This window comes from Candidatus Nitrosopumilus sp. SW (assembly GCF_006740685.1).
GTDB lineage: Archaea > Thermoproteota > Nitrososphaeria > Nitrososphaerales > Nitrosopumilaceae > Nitrosopumilus.
In genome coordinates, this window is sequence record NZ_CP035425.1 from 1,293,377 (window position 1) to 1,307,841 (window position 14,465).

The 14,465-nt window shown below is 33.9% G+C and carries 18 protein-coding genes and 1 tRNA gene; 7 read left to right on the top strand and 12 right to left on the bottom strand.

Annotated elements, in window-relative coordinates; genetic code table 11:
- The first annotated feature begins 127 nt into the window (after positions 1-127).
- Positions 128-700 (top strand): hypothetical protein, encoded by a 573-nt coding sequence (locus Nisw_RS07770; RefSeq protein WP_141977967.1) that lies wholly within the window; start codon positions 128-130, stop codon positions 698-700.
- Between the two features lie 114 nt (positions 701-814).
- Here Nisw_RS07770 and Nisw_RS07775 read toward each other — a convergent pair whose 3' ends face one another.
- Genes Nisw_RS07775 through Nisw_RS09475 form a run of 6 tightly spaced genes read right to left on the bottom strand, consistent with a single transcriptional unit; the run spans position 815 to position 4,328 of the window.
- On the bottom strand, positions 815-2,587 hold the full coding sequence (locus tag Nisw_RS07775) for a M3 family oligoendopeptidase (RefSeq protein WP_141977969.1): 1,773 nt from the start codon (positions 2,585-2,587) through the stop codon (positions 815-817).
- Positions 2,588-2,627: 40 nt separating this feature from the next.
- Complete coding sequence (locus tag Nisw_RS07780) at positions 2,628-2,843, bottom strand: hypothetical protein (RefSeq protein WP_141977971.1); 216 nt, start codon at positions 2,841-2,843, stop codon at positions 2,628-2,630.
- Positions 2,844-2,872: 29 nt separating this feature from the next.
- Entirely contained in the window at positions 2,873-3,130 is a 258-nt protein-coding gene (locus Nisw_RS07785) for a UBP-type zinc finger domain-containing protein (RefSeq protein WP_141977973.1), read from the bottom strand.
- A 1-nt stretch (position 3,131) separates the two neighbouring features.
- Positions 3,132-3,671, bottom strand: a complete 540-nt coding sequence (locus Nisw_RS07790) for an inorganic diphosphatase (protein WP_141977975.1) — start codon at positions 3,669-3,671, stop codon at positions 3,132-3,134.
- Between the two features lie 56 nt (positions 3,672-3,727).
- Positions 3,728-4,147 (bottom strand): hypothetical protein, encoded by a 420-nt coding sequence (locus tag Nisw_RS07795; RefSeq protein WP_141978002.1) that lies wholly within the window; start codon positions 4,145-4,147, stop codon positions 3,728-3,730.
- A 49-nt stretch (positions 4,148-4,196) separates the two neighbouring features.
- A complete protein-coding gene (locus tag Nisw_RS09475; RefSeq protein ID WP_255430760.1) occupies positions 4,197-4,328 on the bottom strand; it encodes a hypothetical protein in 132 nt (43 codons plus the stop codon).
- Positions 4,329-4,567: 239 nt separating this feature from the next.
- Between Nisw_RS09475 and Nisw_RS07800 the strand changes: the two genes are divergently transcribed.
- From Nisw_RS07800 to Nisw_RS07810, 3 genes are all read left to right on the top strand, one after another.
- Positions 4,568-7,654 (top strand): hypothetical protein, encoded by a 3,087-nt coding sequence (locus Nisw_RS07800; protein WP_141978004.1) that lies wholly within the window; start codon positions 4,568-4,570, stop codon positions 7,652-7,654.
- A gap of 4 nt (positions 7,655-7,658) precedes the next feature.
- Positions 7,659-8,423 carry a hypothetical protein gene (locus Nisw_RS07805; RefSeq protein ID WP_141978006.1) on the top strand — a complete coding sequence of 255 codons (765 nt, stop codon included), beginning with the start codon at positions 7,659-7,661 and terminating at the stop codon, positions 8,421-8,423.
- Positions 8,424-8,511: 88 nt separating this feature from the next.
- Entirely contained in the window at positions 8,512-9,462 is a 951-nt protein-coding gene (locus tag Nisw_RS07810) for a hypothetical protein (protein ID WP_185736605.1), read from the top strand.
- A gap of 38 nt (positions 9,463-9,500) precedes the next feature.
- Here Nisw_RS07810 and Nisw_RS09255 read toward each other — a convergent pair whose 3' ends face one another.
- The gene (locus tag Nisw_RS09255; RefSeq protein ID WP_185736606.1) at positions 9,501-9,650 is read right to left on the bottom strand and encodes a hypothetical protein; all 150 of its coding nucleotides are present in this window, start codon (positions 9,648-9,650) and stop codon (positions 9,501-9,503) included.
- A 391-nt stretch (positions 9,651-10,041) separates the two neighbouring features.
- Here Nisw_RS09255 and Nisw_RS07815 point away from each other — a divergent pair, with 391 nt between their 5' ends.
- A complete protein-coding gene (locus tag Nisw_RS07815; protein ID WP_141978009.1) occupies positions 10,042-10,842 on the top strand; it encodes a winged helix-turn-helix domain-containing protein in 801 nt (266 codons plus the stop codon).
- Positions 10,843-10,883: 41 nt separating this feature from the next.
- Positions 10,884-11,264: a hypothetical protein gene (locus tag Nisw_RS07820; protein WP_185736607.1), complete on the top strand. Its 381-nt coding sequence runs from the start codon at positions 10,884-10,886 to the stop codon at positions 11,262-11,264.
- Between the two features lie 95 nt (positions 11,265-11,359).
- Here Nisw_RS07820 and Nisw_RS07825 read toward each other — a convergent pair.
- Positions 11,360-11,454, bottom strand: a tRNA-Val gene (locus Nisw_RS07825).
- 94 nt (positions 11,455-11,548) lie between these two features.
- On the opposite strand from Nisw_RS07825, the gene Nisw_RS07830 reads away from it, so the two are divergent.
- The gene (locus Nisw_RS07830) at positions 11,549-11,797 is read left to right on the top strand and encodes a hypothetical protein (protein ID WP_141978013.1); all 249 of its coding nucleotides are present in this window, start codon (positions 11,549-11,551) and stop codon (positions 11,795-11,797) included.
- Between the two features lie 2 nt (positions 11,798-11,799).
- On the opposite strand, the gene Nisw_RS07835 is transcribed toward Nisw_RS07830, so the two are convergent.
- From Nisw_RS07835 to Nisw_RS07850, 4 genes are read right to left on the bottom strand one after another with little or no spacing between them, the layout of a single operon-like run.
- Entirely contained in the window at positions 11,800-11,967 is a 168-nt protein-coding gene (locus tag Nisw_RS07835; protein ID WP_014963595.1) for a 50S ribosomal protein L40e, read from the bottom strand.
- 31 nt (positions 11,968-11,998) lie between these two features.
- Positions 11,999-12,916: a CoA-binding protein gene (locus Nisw_RS07840; RefSeq protein WP_141978015.1), complete on the bottom strand. Its 918-nt coding sequence runs from the start codon at positions 12,914-12,916 to the stop codon at positions 11,999-12,001.
- Positions 12,913-14,019, bottom strand: a complete 1,107-nt coding sequence (locus Nisw_RS07845) for a succinate--CoA ligase subunit beta (RefSeq protein WP_141978017.1) — start codon at positions 14,017-14,019, stop codon at positions 12,913-12,915. The genes Nisw_RS07840 and Nisw_RS07845 overlap by 4 nt, the downstream gene beginning before the upstream one ends.
- Positions 14,020-14,059: 40 nt before the next feature.
- Positions 14,060-14,389, bottom strand: coding sequence for a hypothetical protein (locus Nisw_RS07850; RefSeq protein ID WP_141978020.1), 330 nt, complete (start codon positions 14,387-14,389; stop codon positions 14,060-14,062).
- Positions 14,390-14,465: the final 76 nt, after the last annotated feature.

The window sequence follows — 14,465 nt, forward strand, 5'->3', positions numbered from 1 at the left end:
GAAATTATTAACCTTACTCTAGTTGGTTCATTTTTCGAATCCATTTTTGATGAATTTTTTTTATTTTTTTTCCGAAAATTAGTTATCTCTTAACTAATATTCTCTCTTTATGGGATAATGATCAGTATTGGCTCTAATTCCGTTTCTTGTTGATATATTTCAAGATCCAATTTTTTCTATTATTGCAGTAATTGGGGCATTTGGGGTTGGATTACTTCAAGGAATAATTTTGGGACGTGCAATTCTTGTTAGATTTCCACGATTGCAAAATCATCTAAAGACTGTATCTGTTACTTTGTTTGTTTTGTTTTTGGCAAATGCAATTCTTAGTGTACCTAGATTTGCATCTCCTGAAAAAATCGAACTTTCTAATATCTCTGCTGGAAGCCCTGCAGAACTTGCATCTGTATTGTTTTTAATTTTTGGAATGAATACTGGTTTTCTAACAGTGTTGGCAATTTCTGTGACTGTGATGACTTTTGTTATTTTGAAATTTACAGATATTCGTGGAATTGTAAAATTATTTGTCTTCTTCTTTAGTTCTTTATTGTTGATATTAACTGGAATCAGTAGATTCACAGATCTTACTCCTAGCACATTTGAAGTTTTATTGTATTTTCTATATCAGTTGGGAATCACAATTGGAATATTGGGTGGCACCCTTAGAAAAATCAAACCTAAAAAAGTGGACTTTGAATAATTTCAAAGGTTTAAATCAGATAATTTGTGATGTCGTTTTGACATCGAATTCAAACCGTTCGGGGAACAAGCTGGCAGTCCTTGCGTTGGACTGTCAGCCCCATTTATTAAAAATCTAATTTAATGATGAGAGTGTTTTTACTTGCTTGCTAACATAATCAAAACCTTCTTGCCAAAATTTGGTAGATCTGATATCTAATCCGTGTTCTTGAAGGAGTTTCTCAGGTTTTTTTGAACCGCCTGCTGCAAGAATGTCTATGTATGCTGGAACAAAATCTCGGCCTTCTTTTTTGTATCTTTGGAATAATGATAATGCAAGCAAATTTCCAAATGAATATGCATAGCAGTAAAACGGTGTGTGATAGAAATGTGGAATGCAACTCCATTCTATTGCAAAGTCATCTGTAACATCTACTGATTTTCCAAATTGTTGTTTCAAATTTTGTAGATATGTTTTTGAAATTTCATCTATAGTTGTTCCTTCACCGATTTGTTTGTGGGCATCAACTTCAAAAATCGTGAAAAATGATTGTCTTAGAATTGTTGCATACAAGTCGTCAATTTTTTCAGATAACATTATTTTCTTTTCATCATCTGAAATTTTATCTGAAATATTGTCATAAAGCAATAATTCTGAAAATGTTGATGCTGTTTCAGCTAATGGTAATGGTGCATCTTGAACTAGAATTGATCTTTCTTGTGCTGCCTGACTGTGAACAGCATGACCTAGTTCATGTGCTAATGTGAATACATCTCTTGATTTTCCTGTAAAATTGACCAAGACATATGGGGTAATTTTGGGTGTTAGTGTGCTGCAAAATGCCCCATCTCTTTTGCCTTGTCTTACTGATGAATCAATATGATTTTCGTTGAATACTTTTCTTGCAAAATCTTCTAGTGTACTACTAAATCTTCCAAGTGATTCAAAAACTAGTTTTACTGATTTGTTGTATGAATAATTTTTTTCTTTAATATTTGCAGCAGCTGGTGCATAGATGTCATATCTTCTAAGCTTTTTCATTTTAAGCATCTTTGCTTTTTGCACAAAGAATTTTTGAAATACTGGAGCATTTTTTTTACAAACAGCAAGTAATGATTCTATAGTTTTATCATCTACATCATTTCCAATATTTCTCATTGAAATCGGTGTCTTGTAGCCTCGAATATCTATGCCTTCATCCTTCCAGTTGAGTACAATATTCTGATAAATTTCTCCAACTACACCTTTGTTTTCATTGTATTTCCCGAGAATTGTTTTGTAAGCTGTTTCACGAATTTTTGGATTTGTATCTCTAACATAATTTGTCAATTCCTCTCTTGTCATCTTTTTTGTTTTGCCTCCAATTTTCATTTGATATTCAAATGCATTGGTTATCTTGTCGTACAATTTTACAAGTGCAGAAATTCCTGTAACATCTAATGTATTGATGATTCTTTCTTCAGGTTCGCTGAGTGAATACTTTGCAATCAATCTTTTATGTGCTAAATATTCTGAAAGTTCTCCTGCATCTTTGATCAATCTTTTTGCATTTTTTTCGTCAATCTGAGTTTTCCACCATAAATCAAAAAATAATATCTTGTTTGAAATATCTGAACCTAATTTTGACATTCTAGTCATTAATGATGTTGCCTCATCTGATTGAGTATCTGAAGAATATGAAAGAGATGCATATCCGCCAATCTTGCTCATCTTTTCAGAAATTTCTTCTATCTGAGATAACATCTCCATGAATTTCTTTGATGACATTTTTGGGTCTAGTTTTGATTTGATTTTCTCAAATTTCTTTGCCTGATTTTCTAATTCTTGAATTTGTTTTTGAAATGCTGGACTTTTTGGATTCTTTGCTAATTCTGAAAGATCCCACGTTCCTAATTGATATTGAGACATCTACTAGTCATAATTTTCTAACTATTAAAAAATGAATGTGCTAAGGTTTAGTTTCTCTGAATTTTGCAATTTTTCTAATTACCGAATATATGATCAAACCTATCCCAAAAATTATCCAGCCGTAGCTATACGTTATGGTCTCTTCAATGTAACTTGGTGGACCTTCTCCTGCAAGTAAAATTCCCCAACTTATACCTCCTGCTATGAGAAATCCTATACCTACCCAAAAAGTCCAGTGGATTTTTTCTTTATTCAACTACCTATGATTTTCTAGTATATTGAAAATTAATAGTATTCTTTATGGTGATAACACCACTTCCAAATATCTCCTGGAATTGCTTTCATAACTGGATGTCCTGTTTCTTCAAAATGTTTTGTTGCATGTTTTCCAATGGATGAATCACAACATCCTACGTGCCCACATGTTAGACACATTCGTATTGCCACAATTGGAAGATGTTCTTTTTCGCATTCTTCACAGCTTTTTGTGTTTGGTGTTATTCCTTTTTTCTCTTCTAAAAAATGATTACATTTTTTTGACATGTTAAAATTTCTTCAAAGTGTTCTTGTATCTTTTGATTGATTCAACAATTATACCCTTTGCTTCTTTTGCTGATTGCCATCCTAGAATCTCTACTTTTTTTCCCTCCAAGTCCTTATACACTTGGAAAAAGTGAGCAATTTCAGAACGATAATGATCCTCAATATCTGAAATATCTGCAGTGTGTAAATATCTAGGATCATTTGTTGACACACAAATAATTTTGTCATCCAAGTCTCCTGCATCTTTCATTTGAAGCAATCCTATTGGTCTTGCTTCAATTAAAATACCTGGATAAGTTGGATTTGTAACTAACACTAGTGCATCTAATGGATCTCCATCTTCAGAAAGTGTTTGAGGAACTAGACCATAATCTCCTGGATAATGAAATGGTGAAAATAAAACTCTGTCAAGTTTTATCATGTTGTGCTTTTTATCATATTCATATTTGTTCATAGAACCTTTGGGAATTTCTACCACTACGTTGATAATTTCAGGAATGTCTGCTCCTGATTCTATGTCATGCCAGAAATTTTTACTCATTTTCTAGCTAACATTTTCTTGAATAGTATATGAATTCTGTGAAAAATAAAGGGTGTTTAGACTAGTTGATTTTGGTTAGGAACTACTCTGTATATCATTACAGTATATTCGCCTTCAAAGGCTTTTTCCATATTTCCATTGTCATCAACACTAGTTACTCTAAACTTGTATTCGTAAGAACCATCTCCTTTGACATCTACTTGGGCTACATGCACCAAGTCATCTGCCTCATCAAAGAACTGGATGATTACTGGATGTCTCTCAACATATTCTGAGGGACTGCCTGTGACAAATCCCCATGGTAATGTATTATCTTCTGGAACAATCATTGTTGTGACTGTTTTTTGTAAACTGATCTCTTCATTGATTGGAGTGATTGTTGTAGTTTCAGAACTTTCTGCAATTATCTCTGATGGGAACATCAGAACTGCAAATGATGCAATAACTGCTAGAAAGATACTTGATTTTGTTCTCATTTGACTAGCTTTTTTGAAAGTTACTTAAAAAATTTATTACAAATTCATACTATGGTAATTCATCTTCTAAATCAGAACATGATGCATGAACCCATTGCTCTTTGGAGTTTTTTAGAATCTCTTTTCCTGCTTTAATTGCCTCTCCACATTCTACACATTTTCCTGGAAATCTGGCTTTCATGTTTCTTTTGATATGTTGTCTAATTTTAAGTAGGTGGACCGGATGGGTAGTGATACTGTAATGGTTCTTTTTTTGGTTCCGTGATTATTACAATACTTATAATTTTAAACTTTTTTTGATGACCATAAATCTCATAATTGATATTTTTATGGAGTTTTTATTAATTACTTTTATGCAACAATATTACGAATACTAGTGACTCCCTTACAATTTCTATTCTTTTCATAGCGTTTGCTCTGGTGGTTTTTGCTTCAAGTACTGAAAGTGTTGATGCTTCTCATAATTCTTGTAGTGGCGATCTGTGCAAGAAATATTGGGTTGAAAACACTCTGTCTATTACATCTGATCTAAAACAAGGGCATGTTCTTGGATTTTGGGGAAAGGTAAATGATAAAAGTATTCATGAAGTTGACATAATTTTCAAAGACCCTTGTGGAAAAACAGTAACCAAAGTAACTGAAACTGTTCAAAGCAATCCTCCTGATAGGTTCATTGATTCTCGAGGTACTAAAGCAGATAGTAATTGGTATTTTTCTGGAAAATACACTGCAACATCTTCTCATAATGGAAAGACTCTAGCTTCGACTAGTGGTAGTTACAGTGGCAAAGGACCATTCGTTTCATCTCCTTCTGATCCAAAATGTTCTGAACCAATTCCAAAATCAGTTGGCGGTGCAACTTTGTCAAAAATGTTAACTCCTATGAATGGAGGGTTAGTGAAATTCTCAAAATCGGGAACCTTTAATGGACTTTCTTATCAAGCAATTGGACAGTTTGTTTACAAATTCGATTCAGGAAATAAAATTACTAATGGAAAGGGCGAAGCAATTGTAAAAATGACAAGGACTGGCTATGCTGATGAACCTTTTAAAAATTGTGCACTTACAGGAACAAAACGAATTAATTTTAACGTTGGTGGAACACTGCTTGGAAACAATCTACACTTCACATTGAAAAACGTTTTTCCAACTAAAATTACATTAAGTTATCCTTGTTCTAATATCGTTGACGATATTTCACAATCTACTTCACATCCTCTCAATTTACTTAGTTTGTCTATACCTCATTCTTTAGGAAAACATTATTCCTCGGGATGGGAAGTTGATGTTTCACAAAAAGCAAATTCAGGTTCTAGTTATACATCGGGCGGTTCTAGTACCTCAAAAAGCTGTCCTTCAGGTTCAGAATTACAATGGAGTGATGGAAAACTCCAATGCGTGTATGTTGTAAAAGCGCCCAAACAGACTTCAAATTTTTATGATTTCAAAGTTGATGTTCCTGCTTTTATGACTGTTGAACAAAATGTTCGTGGTGTAGTATGGGTTAAAATTTCGAGCTTAATAGGGGATCCTCCTCCCCTCACATTTCAATCAACACAATACTACGTGTCTGGATTGGCCTCAAAAGTCGTGACACCTGAAAAACTTCTTGATCCTCCAAAAGCTCCGCAATCAATGAAAGCAATAGGTTGGATTGATACAAAATGTACTACTCCTCCTGGAGACTATCTTGTAACATTTACAGGATCCGTAAAATCGGGTTCATTTCGTGCTAGTCAGGATTCGGTATCTGTAAAAGTTATCGCATCTGAAAAATGCTCAACTTCTACTACGTCTTCTAATGATAAGTGGATTTCTTCAAAAGAATCTTCATCGGTAAACAAACCTGTTACAGAAACTCCTCCAATTGATGAATCCACAAAAGACTCGATTACAATTTCGGGAAAAATTAATAATTTTAATGGAGAAGACAAGGGTCCTGTAACTTTGATGATCCTAGCTCCAAATGGAAATCTAGTAACTTTGATGAACTCAAATGTGAATTCCGATGGGACATTCACAGAAACTCTGGAGAGTAATATTTTCAATTATGAAGGAAGACACAAGATTACTGCAACTTATAATTTCCAATCTAAAACAGTAGAAACAAGTTTTGATTACAAAAAAGGTATGGGCAGTAAGACTGTGAACGTAATTTTTGGTACATCTGTGCCTGAGATTATAGAACCTGAAATTCCATTTTCTGCAAAGTTTGAAAAATCAGTTTATTATTCTGGTGACAAAATCATCATTTCAGGAAATATAGGAAACAACGACATTGATGAATTGTGGTATTATCTATACGATTCTAATGGAAATGTTTGGACTTCATCCTTTGGAAATGTATCTCAAAAATTTAAAATAAAAAGCGATGGGTCATTTTCTATTCCTATTTCAAAAAATGGGAGTTGGGAACATGGGATTTATGAAATAGAATTAATTTCAGGCACTAACATTGTAGGTACATATTCATTTGCACATGCAGGAAACATTACAGCAGAAGAGTGGGATGAAATCACCAGAAATGCAGCAGAATTTTTTGATAATTTGGGCAAACAAGAATCTCTAACAGCAGAAGAGTGGGATGAAATCGTAAATGATGCTGAAGAAATTCTTGACAATATAGGAAAGGAAAAATTATTTTCTGAACAAGAAGCAAAAAAATTAACTGATAAAATACTTACAGAAGAACTAGAAAAAAGTACGAGGGTTCCTGATTGGGTCAAAAACAACGCAAAGTGGTGGACTCAAGGACAGATTGGTGAGACTGACTTTAAGAGCGGACTGTCATATTTGATAAAAGAGAAGATAATTTCAGTTCCAACACAAGCATCAACTAGTTCAAATCAAGAAATTCCACAATGGGTAAAGACTCAGACTCAATGGTGGGCTAGTGGACAGATTTCTGAAGACGAGTATCTTAATGCAATAGAATTCTTGGTAAAAAATGGAATTGTTAGTGTTGCAAACCATGAATCAACTGTTTCAGAAAATACTACTGATCTTCAACCGCTTGACGAACATGATGATTCTCCTCTAATTCACAAAAATAATCAAAATCATGTTGGGATCTCGATAATGTATCCTGAACATTGGCAAACTCAAGATTCAATGTTTGAAGATGATACTGAAGTCTTAGACATTTTTAAAGGTCGGTCTGATGGGGATCCTTTCATTCAGATTTTTTCTTATGATCACAATAGTGTTGGTTGGAATGGAGAAATCATCCTTGAACGTGATTGGTTAAATGAATCATATGTTGTAGAATCTGATTCCTTTTTTATCTCTGAAGGACCTATCGAATTAGATAATATTGATTCAAAAGCATATAGATTTAAAATTGAATATGCAGATCCTGAAACTTTGATGCCCATGAATGCATACTCTATAATTATTTCAAATCATGACAAAATCCTCTATGTTTGGGTTACAGCTCAAATAGATCAATTTGATTACTATGAGGAAACATTTGATAGAATTTTGAATTCCATGCAAATTGTAAAGTGATTCTATGGATTGTCCTAAATGTAATGGCTCAAACATAGGAGACTGCATCTATGGTCCTCCGTGGATAATCACTTCTAAGATGCAAGAAATGATACAATCTGGTAAAATTAGGATGGGGGGATGTATTTTCCATAACAATGCCCCCACAAATTATTGCATGGATTGTAATTTTGAATGGATAGAAAAAAATGATGTTTCCAATCCTGATTTCTCAAATGAATCTTGGCATACCTATTTGATTAAACTTGCAGAAAACAAAAACTATGGGTGTGGGAAGATTTTCAACATTAACGACACTCTTGTGGCAACTCTGAAACCTGGAACAGAGCCTAACGCAGAACATATAATTTTAGAAACATCTGACAAACCACTTTTGCATATCAAACAAAAAGGAAGATCTCTGGGAAAAAAACTTGAATTCACTATAGAAGATGAAAATGAAAAATTTTTGGCACATGTGTCTGGAGAGAAGACTAGTCCTACCTTTACTGTCAAATTTCAATTAGATTTTAACAAACAGTTGCTTTTTGCAAAAGAAAGTGTGAACAGTAATGAAATTCATATTTTTGAGAAAAAAGGGTTTTTACAAAAAAAAACAATAGCCAAAATTTCAACAGATCAAGGATCTTTCTTGAATGGGGCACTAACTGATGAAAAAAAGATTGTTACATTAGAACTTGTAGATGAAAATGCAGAAATCTTGATTCTGCTAGGTTTTGCAATATGTATAGAGAGGATTATTCAGGGAATGTATCACCATTGGTCATAGATCACACCAAAAATATTTTCATATACAAGCAAACGAAAGAATTTTTGTGAAATTGATATTTTTTGTTATGCTTTTGACTTTTGTTATTTTGGGATTTTTTCCATCTGAATCCTTTGCAACAATTCTTCCTGAAATTATTGATTCAGATATGACCATTGAAGAACTTTTCATAATTAATCATGATTTGATTATTGAAAAAGATGTCACTGTAAACATTTTAGGATTTTTAGATGTTAAAGGACTTGAATCCAATACCACTCCTCCTGATGGTTGGGCAGGTCCGATAGATGGCAATTTAATTAATCATGGAATTATTGAAAACAAAGGCACCATCACAGTAAATACTGAATTTGTAAATTATGGAACTCTGAACAATCTTGGAACAATTAGTATTGCATGTGATGCGGTTTTCAGAAATGAGGGAACAATTTATGGAAATGATATTCTTGTTTGTGATGAGCAATTTGTTGACGCAACCATATGTTCACAATATGACGATGTCCGATTAGAGTATTCCATAAATGATGGAAAAGTTCTAGAAATGTGCAAAGATAGTTTATCTCCTGATGTGATAGTTTCTGTTTACTCTGAAATAGATAATCGACTTACTATTGAAATCCCAAAAAAATTGGTATATGCTGTCGACCAAGACTGTAACTCCCAAGAAGTAATTGTGCTAATTGATGATGAAGAACATTTTGTGATGGTTGAAAATACTCCTTCTAGTAGAATTTTCACTTTGGATCTATTTCCTGGAGAACATGTCATTGAATTCCTTGGAACCTTTACACTTGGAGATGATGTTCACCAGTACTGTGGCGAAATCTACGGGTATGATTCTCAATTTTTGAGTCCAAAAAAACAGATAGAGAATGGAAGATTCTCTACGAGTGTTCGATGCAATGATGGATTGGAACTAATTTTGAAATACGATGATTCACCTGCATGTGTAACCCTTGAAACCAAACAAAAATTGATTCAGCGAGGATGGGTTGAAAACTCTGGAACCTCTATGTTTTGTAACCATATTGGTTTATGAGTTAAAACTAAAAGAATCAGAAAAAAGAAATTTTGTTGCTAGCCTAAGATTCCGCTAGCAACAAAGTAGGCACCTGCACCCATTCCTATTACTGTACCAATTGCCATACAGATAAGATCGAATTTTATGACCTTTTTGAATGGGGCATGAACCATTTTATCCCAGTTTGAGATTTGTTGTGTTTTCATGATAGTAATTAGTTGTAGAGACAGATAGGGTGTGGTAAATTCTAATGCACACCAGTCAGCTAATTAGCTTACTAATGTATATTGTAATTAAGCTCCTTATTCCTGTATGCGAGAACTCTCTACCCTAGACCAGTATGGGATTGTGGGCTTTTTTCCACAACTTCTCGCTGTAACTGAGGTGCTTTACATTGCGATTTGATTCCTGTAGAAAATGTGGAATTGAACTAGATGTTAAAGAATACTGTAAAGATTGTCAGCAGCCATTTGAATTACAATGCAATAACTGCAAGCAGATCATAACTAATCCCATCCATTATCAGTGCCCTTCAAAATCTCCAATAACTGTGTGATTTAACTTTGTTTTTTATACTATAACCTGAGAGAAAAAACTATGAGTGATCTCTATGATGAAACAGCAGAGAATTTTTTAGAGCTGGCAAGCTCTCAAAGACTGGAAATTCTTTTTCAACTTTTACTTAAGCGTTCAACTCCTACGTTTCTTGCAAAAGAAATTAACTCCACCAAGCAAGAGGTTCATAGAAATTTCATAAGACTGGAAGAGACTGGACTGATTGAAAAAGGAACTGATGGTAAGTTTGGCTTGACCACATTTGGAAAAACAATGTGTACCCAAGTCCCATCACTTGTATTTCTTTCAAGAAATAGAAAATATTTTGAGGATCATACATTTGAAAACATTCCAACAAAATTCATCATGAGGACAGGACAACTAGCTTCAGCTCATCACATAAAGGGTGTCTCAAAAACTTTAGAACAATGGAAGTCGATCTACAAAAATGCCAATGAGTACATCTACGAGATGCTTTCTGAAGTTCCCTTGGATCTTATTGAACCCTTGATAAAGAGAGTAAAAAAAGGAATAAGATTTCAGTATATTTTTGCTGAAAATATTGTTATTCCAAAGGGAAGAAAATCACTTCTTAAGAAATTGGGGTTTGACAAACTCATTGAAAAAGGACTTGTAGAACGTAAGATGGAATCTAATGTTCAAACAGTTCTTGTATTAAATGAAAAAGAGGCATGTGTAATGTTTCCTACTATTGATGGTGAATCTGACATAACAGAAATGCTTTACAGCGATGATCCAATGTTTCATGAATGGTGTCTTGATTACTTTCGATATTGCTGGTATGGCTCTGATGTTTTTAAGGAAAGCAAATTGAAGGAATAATAAAATGAAAACTCAACATAGCCTGATCAAAAAATAAAATCATGTTTTACAAGATCTTAGATTTTTCTATTTTAGTAATTGCAACAATATTTTTTGTAGGCGTACTGGCATTTGATTATTCTATGTTTGGTTTGACTAAACCAATAATTCTGATTTCTTATGAATGGAAGTTCTTCTTTGATATTTTGATTTGGCCCCTTGTTGTCTTGTTGATAATAGATCTTACTTTAAAATACAAAAAAACAAAGAATCCAAAAAAATTCATCAAAAAATACTGGGTTGATATTACGATGCTAGTTCTAATTCCTGTTTTTTCAGTTTTCAAATTCTTGAAAATTGGATTAACTGTTGTAAAGCAATTAAAAACTGCAAAAATGGGTGCTAAAATAGCTCATAAAACAAAAAAGATGTCTAAAAAATAATTTTCATACATTGTCTATATTTGGTAGACAGTATTTGATGTTTAAGCCAAACCATCTACGTTCTGTAACTCTGACAGTCCTTAAAATCTAAAAGATGGACCGGATGGGATTTGAACCCACGACCTTTGCGGGGAATTATTCCCTTACGCAGTGTGAGTGCGTCATCCAAACCAAACTAGACGACCGGTCCAACAAAATTACAAAACTACAAGCTTTTTTGTCTTTAGATTTTGGATATTTTGTAATAACCTCTGCCTTTAGTACTATTTTCTGAAAATCTTATCATGTCTTTACAGGAATTTGATGCATTAATTGACCGAATGAAGTTAGCCTTTGAGTATGCTGAAAATCTTGGGCAATACACTGATGCAGCAAAAATTCTCTTTCAAATGAATGAGCAATTACCTGATGATCTACAGATCTCTTTAGAAGAGTTAGACAATCCTGATTTGGCTAAATCTTTTGTAATGAGATACAATTCTGATATAAAATCTGCAATTGTAGATTATCGACAACGATTGATGAATTTCTAATTCTATTTCTTTACACCGAGATTTCTGTTCTTTAATCTCAAGTATGGATTTCTACATTTTCTGCATCTGGTAGCGTCAATGTCATTTCTACATCCACAATTAAAACAAATTCTCATGACAAGTCTGGCTTGTTGTGCAATTCGTTTCTTTTCTGGGTCTGTGATTGGCATTTGATTCTCTCCTAAATCTCTCTCTTTTAATCTAATCGGATTTTTCCATTTTTCCTGCTAATAAAACAGGTACTTCAGCAGGTCTTTTTGCTACTGGGATGTTTGCCTTGTTAAACATTGAAACTTTGGATTCTGCTGAACCATATGTTCCCATTACAATTGCTCCTGCATGCCCCATTCTCTTTTCTTTAGGTGCTGCTCTTCCTGCAATATATGCAACAGTTGGTTTGTTAAATCCTGAATCGATAATTCTCTGAGCTAGCATCTCTTCAGAGTCTCCTCCAATCTCTCCTACTACTACCATTCCTTCCAAATCTGGAATGTCTTTTACCATGTCAAATGCATCAATGAGTCTTGTTCCGTTTACTGGGTCTCCTCCAATGCCAATTGTAATTGATTGTCCAAATCCTGCATTAGTTAATGCATCTGAAATTTCATAAAGTAATGTCCCACTCTTTGATAATACTGCAATCTTTCCTGCTTTGAAAGGCATTGGTGGCATGATTCCAATTTTGATTATCTCTGGAATCATGATTCCTGGTGTATTTGGTCCAATGATTACTGCATCTTTTTGTTTTGCAATCTCTAGTGCTTCCATTGTATCTCTGACTGGAACATGTTCTGGAATTGCAACTAATAGTTTGATTCCTGCTTCTAGTGCATCTTTTGCAGCGCTAAGGAAGAACTTTGCTGGAACAAAGACAATTGAAATTTTTGCATTTGTTGCATCAACTGCTTCTTTCATTGTATTGTAAATTGGAACTTTGTCTTCGAATTTTTGACCTCCTTTCCCTGGTGTAACTCCTGCAACAACATTTGTTCCATATGCTATCATGTTTCTTGCATGAAGTGAACCATATGCTCCTGTGATTCCTTGAACGATTACTCCTTTCTTCTCATAATCAGGATCTCCTGGATTGCCTTTTAGTAGTGCAAAAATATCTGTCAATTCTTTACTCCCATTACTGCTGCATTAATTGCCTCTTCAACAGTACCAAAAATTTTGGTTCTAGAACCTTGCAACATCTCTGTTGCTTTTTCTGATTCTGTTCCCTTTAGTCTAGAAAATACTGGCAAGTCAATTACGTTGTCCTCATATGCTTTTAGAAATGCTTCAGCTACAACTGTCGTTTTTACAATTCCTCCATAGAGGTTTACTAGAATTCCTTTTACTCTATCTAATTTGCTGATCAAAGTCAATGCTTCATAAACTGATTCAGTTGTTGCACCGCCACCAACATCTAAGAAACATGCTGGTTTTCCTCCGTTGTCTGATAACATATCTAATGTGGACATTACTAATCCTGCACCATTTCCAACAACTGCAATGTCTCCATCTAATTCTACTAATGAAAATCCACTCTTCTCAGCTTGTTCTTCAATTGCTGTTTTTTCTTGATACTTTTCTAACTCTGGATGTCTAAAGTTACTGTTATCATCTGTAACAAATTTTCCATCTAGTGCCATTATTGAGTCGTCTTGCATAATTGCAAGTGGATTAATTTCTACAAGTTCTGCTTCTTTTTCAATTGTAAGTTTTGATAATTTTTTCAAAGTATCTACAACGCCTTCTGCAGGTTTTCCTTCTAGTCCCATTTCTTTTGCAACTTCTTTTGCAAGTTCATCTGAAACTTCACCTAATCCTATCTCTTTGATAATCTGATTTTTTACTGATTCAATTTCAACGCCACCTTCAGCTGATGCAATAATTGTGTAACATCTTTTTGAACGATTCAAAAATATTGAAAGATACAATTCCTTTTTGATATCTGCCATCTTTTCGAGGAGAATTGCCCTTGCCTTTTCTCCCTTTATTGTCAAATCCATTACTTGGGGATATTTTATCTCAAATTCATCGTCATTTTGGCATTTTTGGATTCCTCCTGCCTTTCCTCTTCCTCCTACTGGAACCTGAATTTTAATCACAAATGGATATCCTAACTCTTTTGCATGCTTTCTGCCTTCTTCAATATTTGTAGATGAAATGCTGTCTAGAAGGTTAATTCCATATTCTCGAAATAGCTCTTTTGCTTGAAATTCTAGTAGTTGCATGCAAAAATCTTGAATTTTACGGTCTTTATTAATTATGACGTTATCTCAATTGCTCATCAAGAAAATCAATCATTTCTAAAAAGCGATCTTTACTTTTTCTCAACAATTCTTGGGGGTATTCTTCAATGGTAAATACAAATTGTTGATGAAAACTTGGGACTAGGATTCCTCCTGATGTCACCATTTGCTCTATAACATACCCTTTTGTCAATGTACATACAATTTCTTCATAAGACTCTTCTTCTTCTTCAAGGGTTTGTCTGTAAAGGACAATTGGACGATTAGTCTTCTCCACAATTTTTGAACCCTTTTCAAGCAAGTCTGCTAAGTGCTGAATTTGCCATGCATCAAGACTAATCTGCTTTACCATGTTAAGAATACGTGATTTTTCTATTTAACCGTGATAAAACAATGTATTTTCACTATTTGTTGCCATTCAAAGCTAG

Bases quoted from the DNA above. Each gene is read 5' to 3' on its own strand.
- Nisw_RS07835 (WP_014963595.1), bottom strand. From the start codon at position 11,967: ATGCCAATCACAGACCCAGAAAAGAAACGAATTGCACAACAAGCCAGA.
- Nisw_RS07795 (WP_141978002.1), bottom strand. From the start codon at position 4,147: ATGAGAACAAAATCAAGTATCTTTCTAGCAGTTATTGCATCATTTGCA.
- Nisw_RS07845 (WP_141978017.1), bottom strand. From the start codon at position 14,019: ATGCAACTACTAGAATTTCAAGCAAAAGAGCTATTTCGAGAATATGGA.
- Nisw_RS09255 (WP_185736606.1), bottom strand. From the start codon at position 9,650: ATGAAAACACAACAAATCTCAAACTGGGATAAAATGGTTCATGCCCCA.
- Nisw_RS09475 (WP_255430760.1), bottom strand. From the start codon at position 4,328: ATGAAAGCCAGATTTCCAGGAAAATGTGTAGAATGTGGAGAGGCAATT.
- Nisw_RS07830 (WP_141978013.1), top strand. From the start codon at position 11,549: ATGTCTTTACAGGAATTTGATGCATTAATTGACCGAATGAAGTTAGCC.
- Nisw_RS07815 (WP_141978009.1), top strand. From the start codon at position 10,042: ATGAGTGATCTCTATGATGAAACAGCAGAGAATTTTTTAGAGCTGGCA.
- Nisw_RS07790 (WP_141977975.1), bottom strand. From the start codon at position 3,671: ATGAGTAAAAATTTCTGGCATGACATAGAATCAGGAGCAGACATTCCT.
- Nisw_RS07850 (WP_141978020.1), bottom strand. From the start codon at position 14,389: ATGGTAAAGCAGATTAGTCTTGATGCATGGCAAATTCAGCACTTAGCA.
- Nisw_RS07775 (WP_141977969.1), bottom strand. From the start codon at position 2,587: ATGTCTCAATATCAATTAGGAACGTGGGATCTTTCAGAATTAGCAAAG.
- Nisw_RS07820 (WP_185736607.1), top strand. From the start codon at position 10,884: ATGTTTTACAAGATCTTAGATTTTTCTATTTTAGTAATTGCAACAATA.
- Nisw_RS07805 (WP_141978006.1), top strand. From the start codon at position 7,659: ATGGATTGTCCTAAATGTAATGGCTCAAACATAGGAGACTGCATCTAT.
- Nisw_RS07785 (WP_141977973.1), bottom strand. From the start codon at position 3,130: ATGTCAAAAAAATGTAATCATTTTTTAGAAGAGAAAAAAGGAATAACA.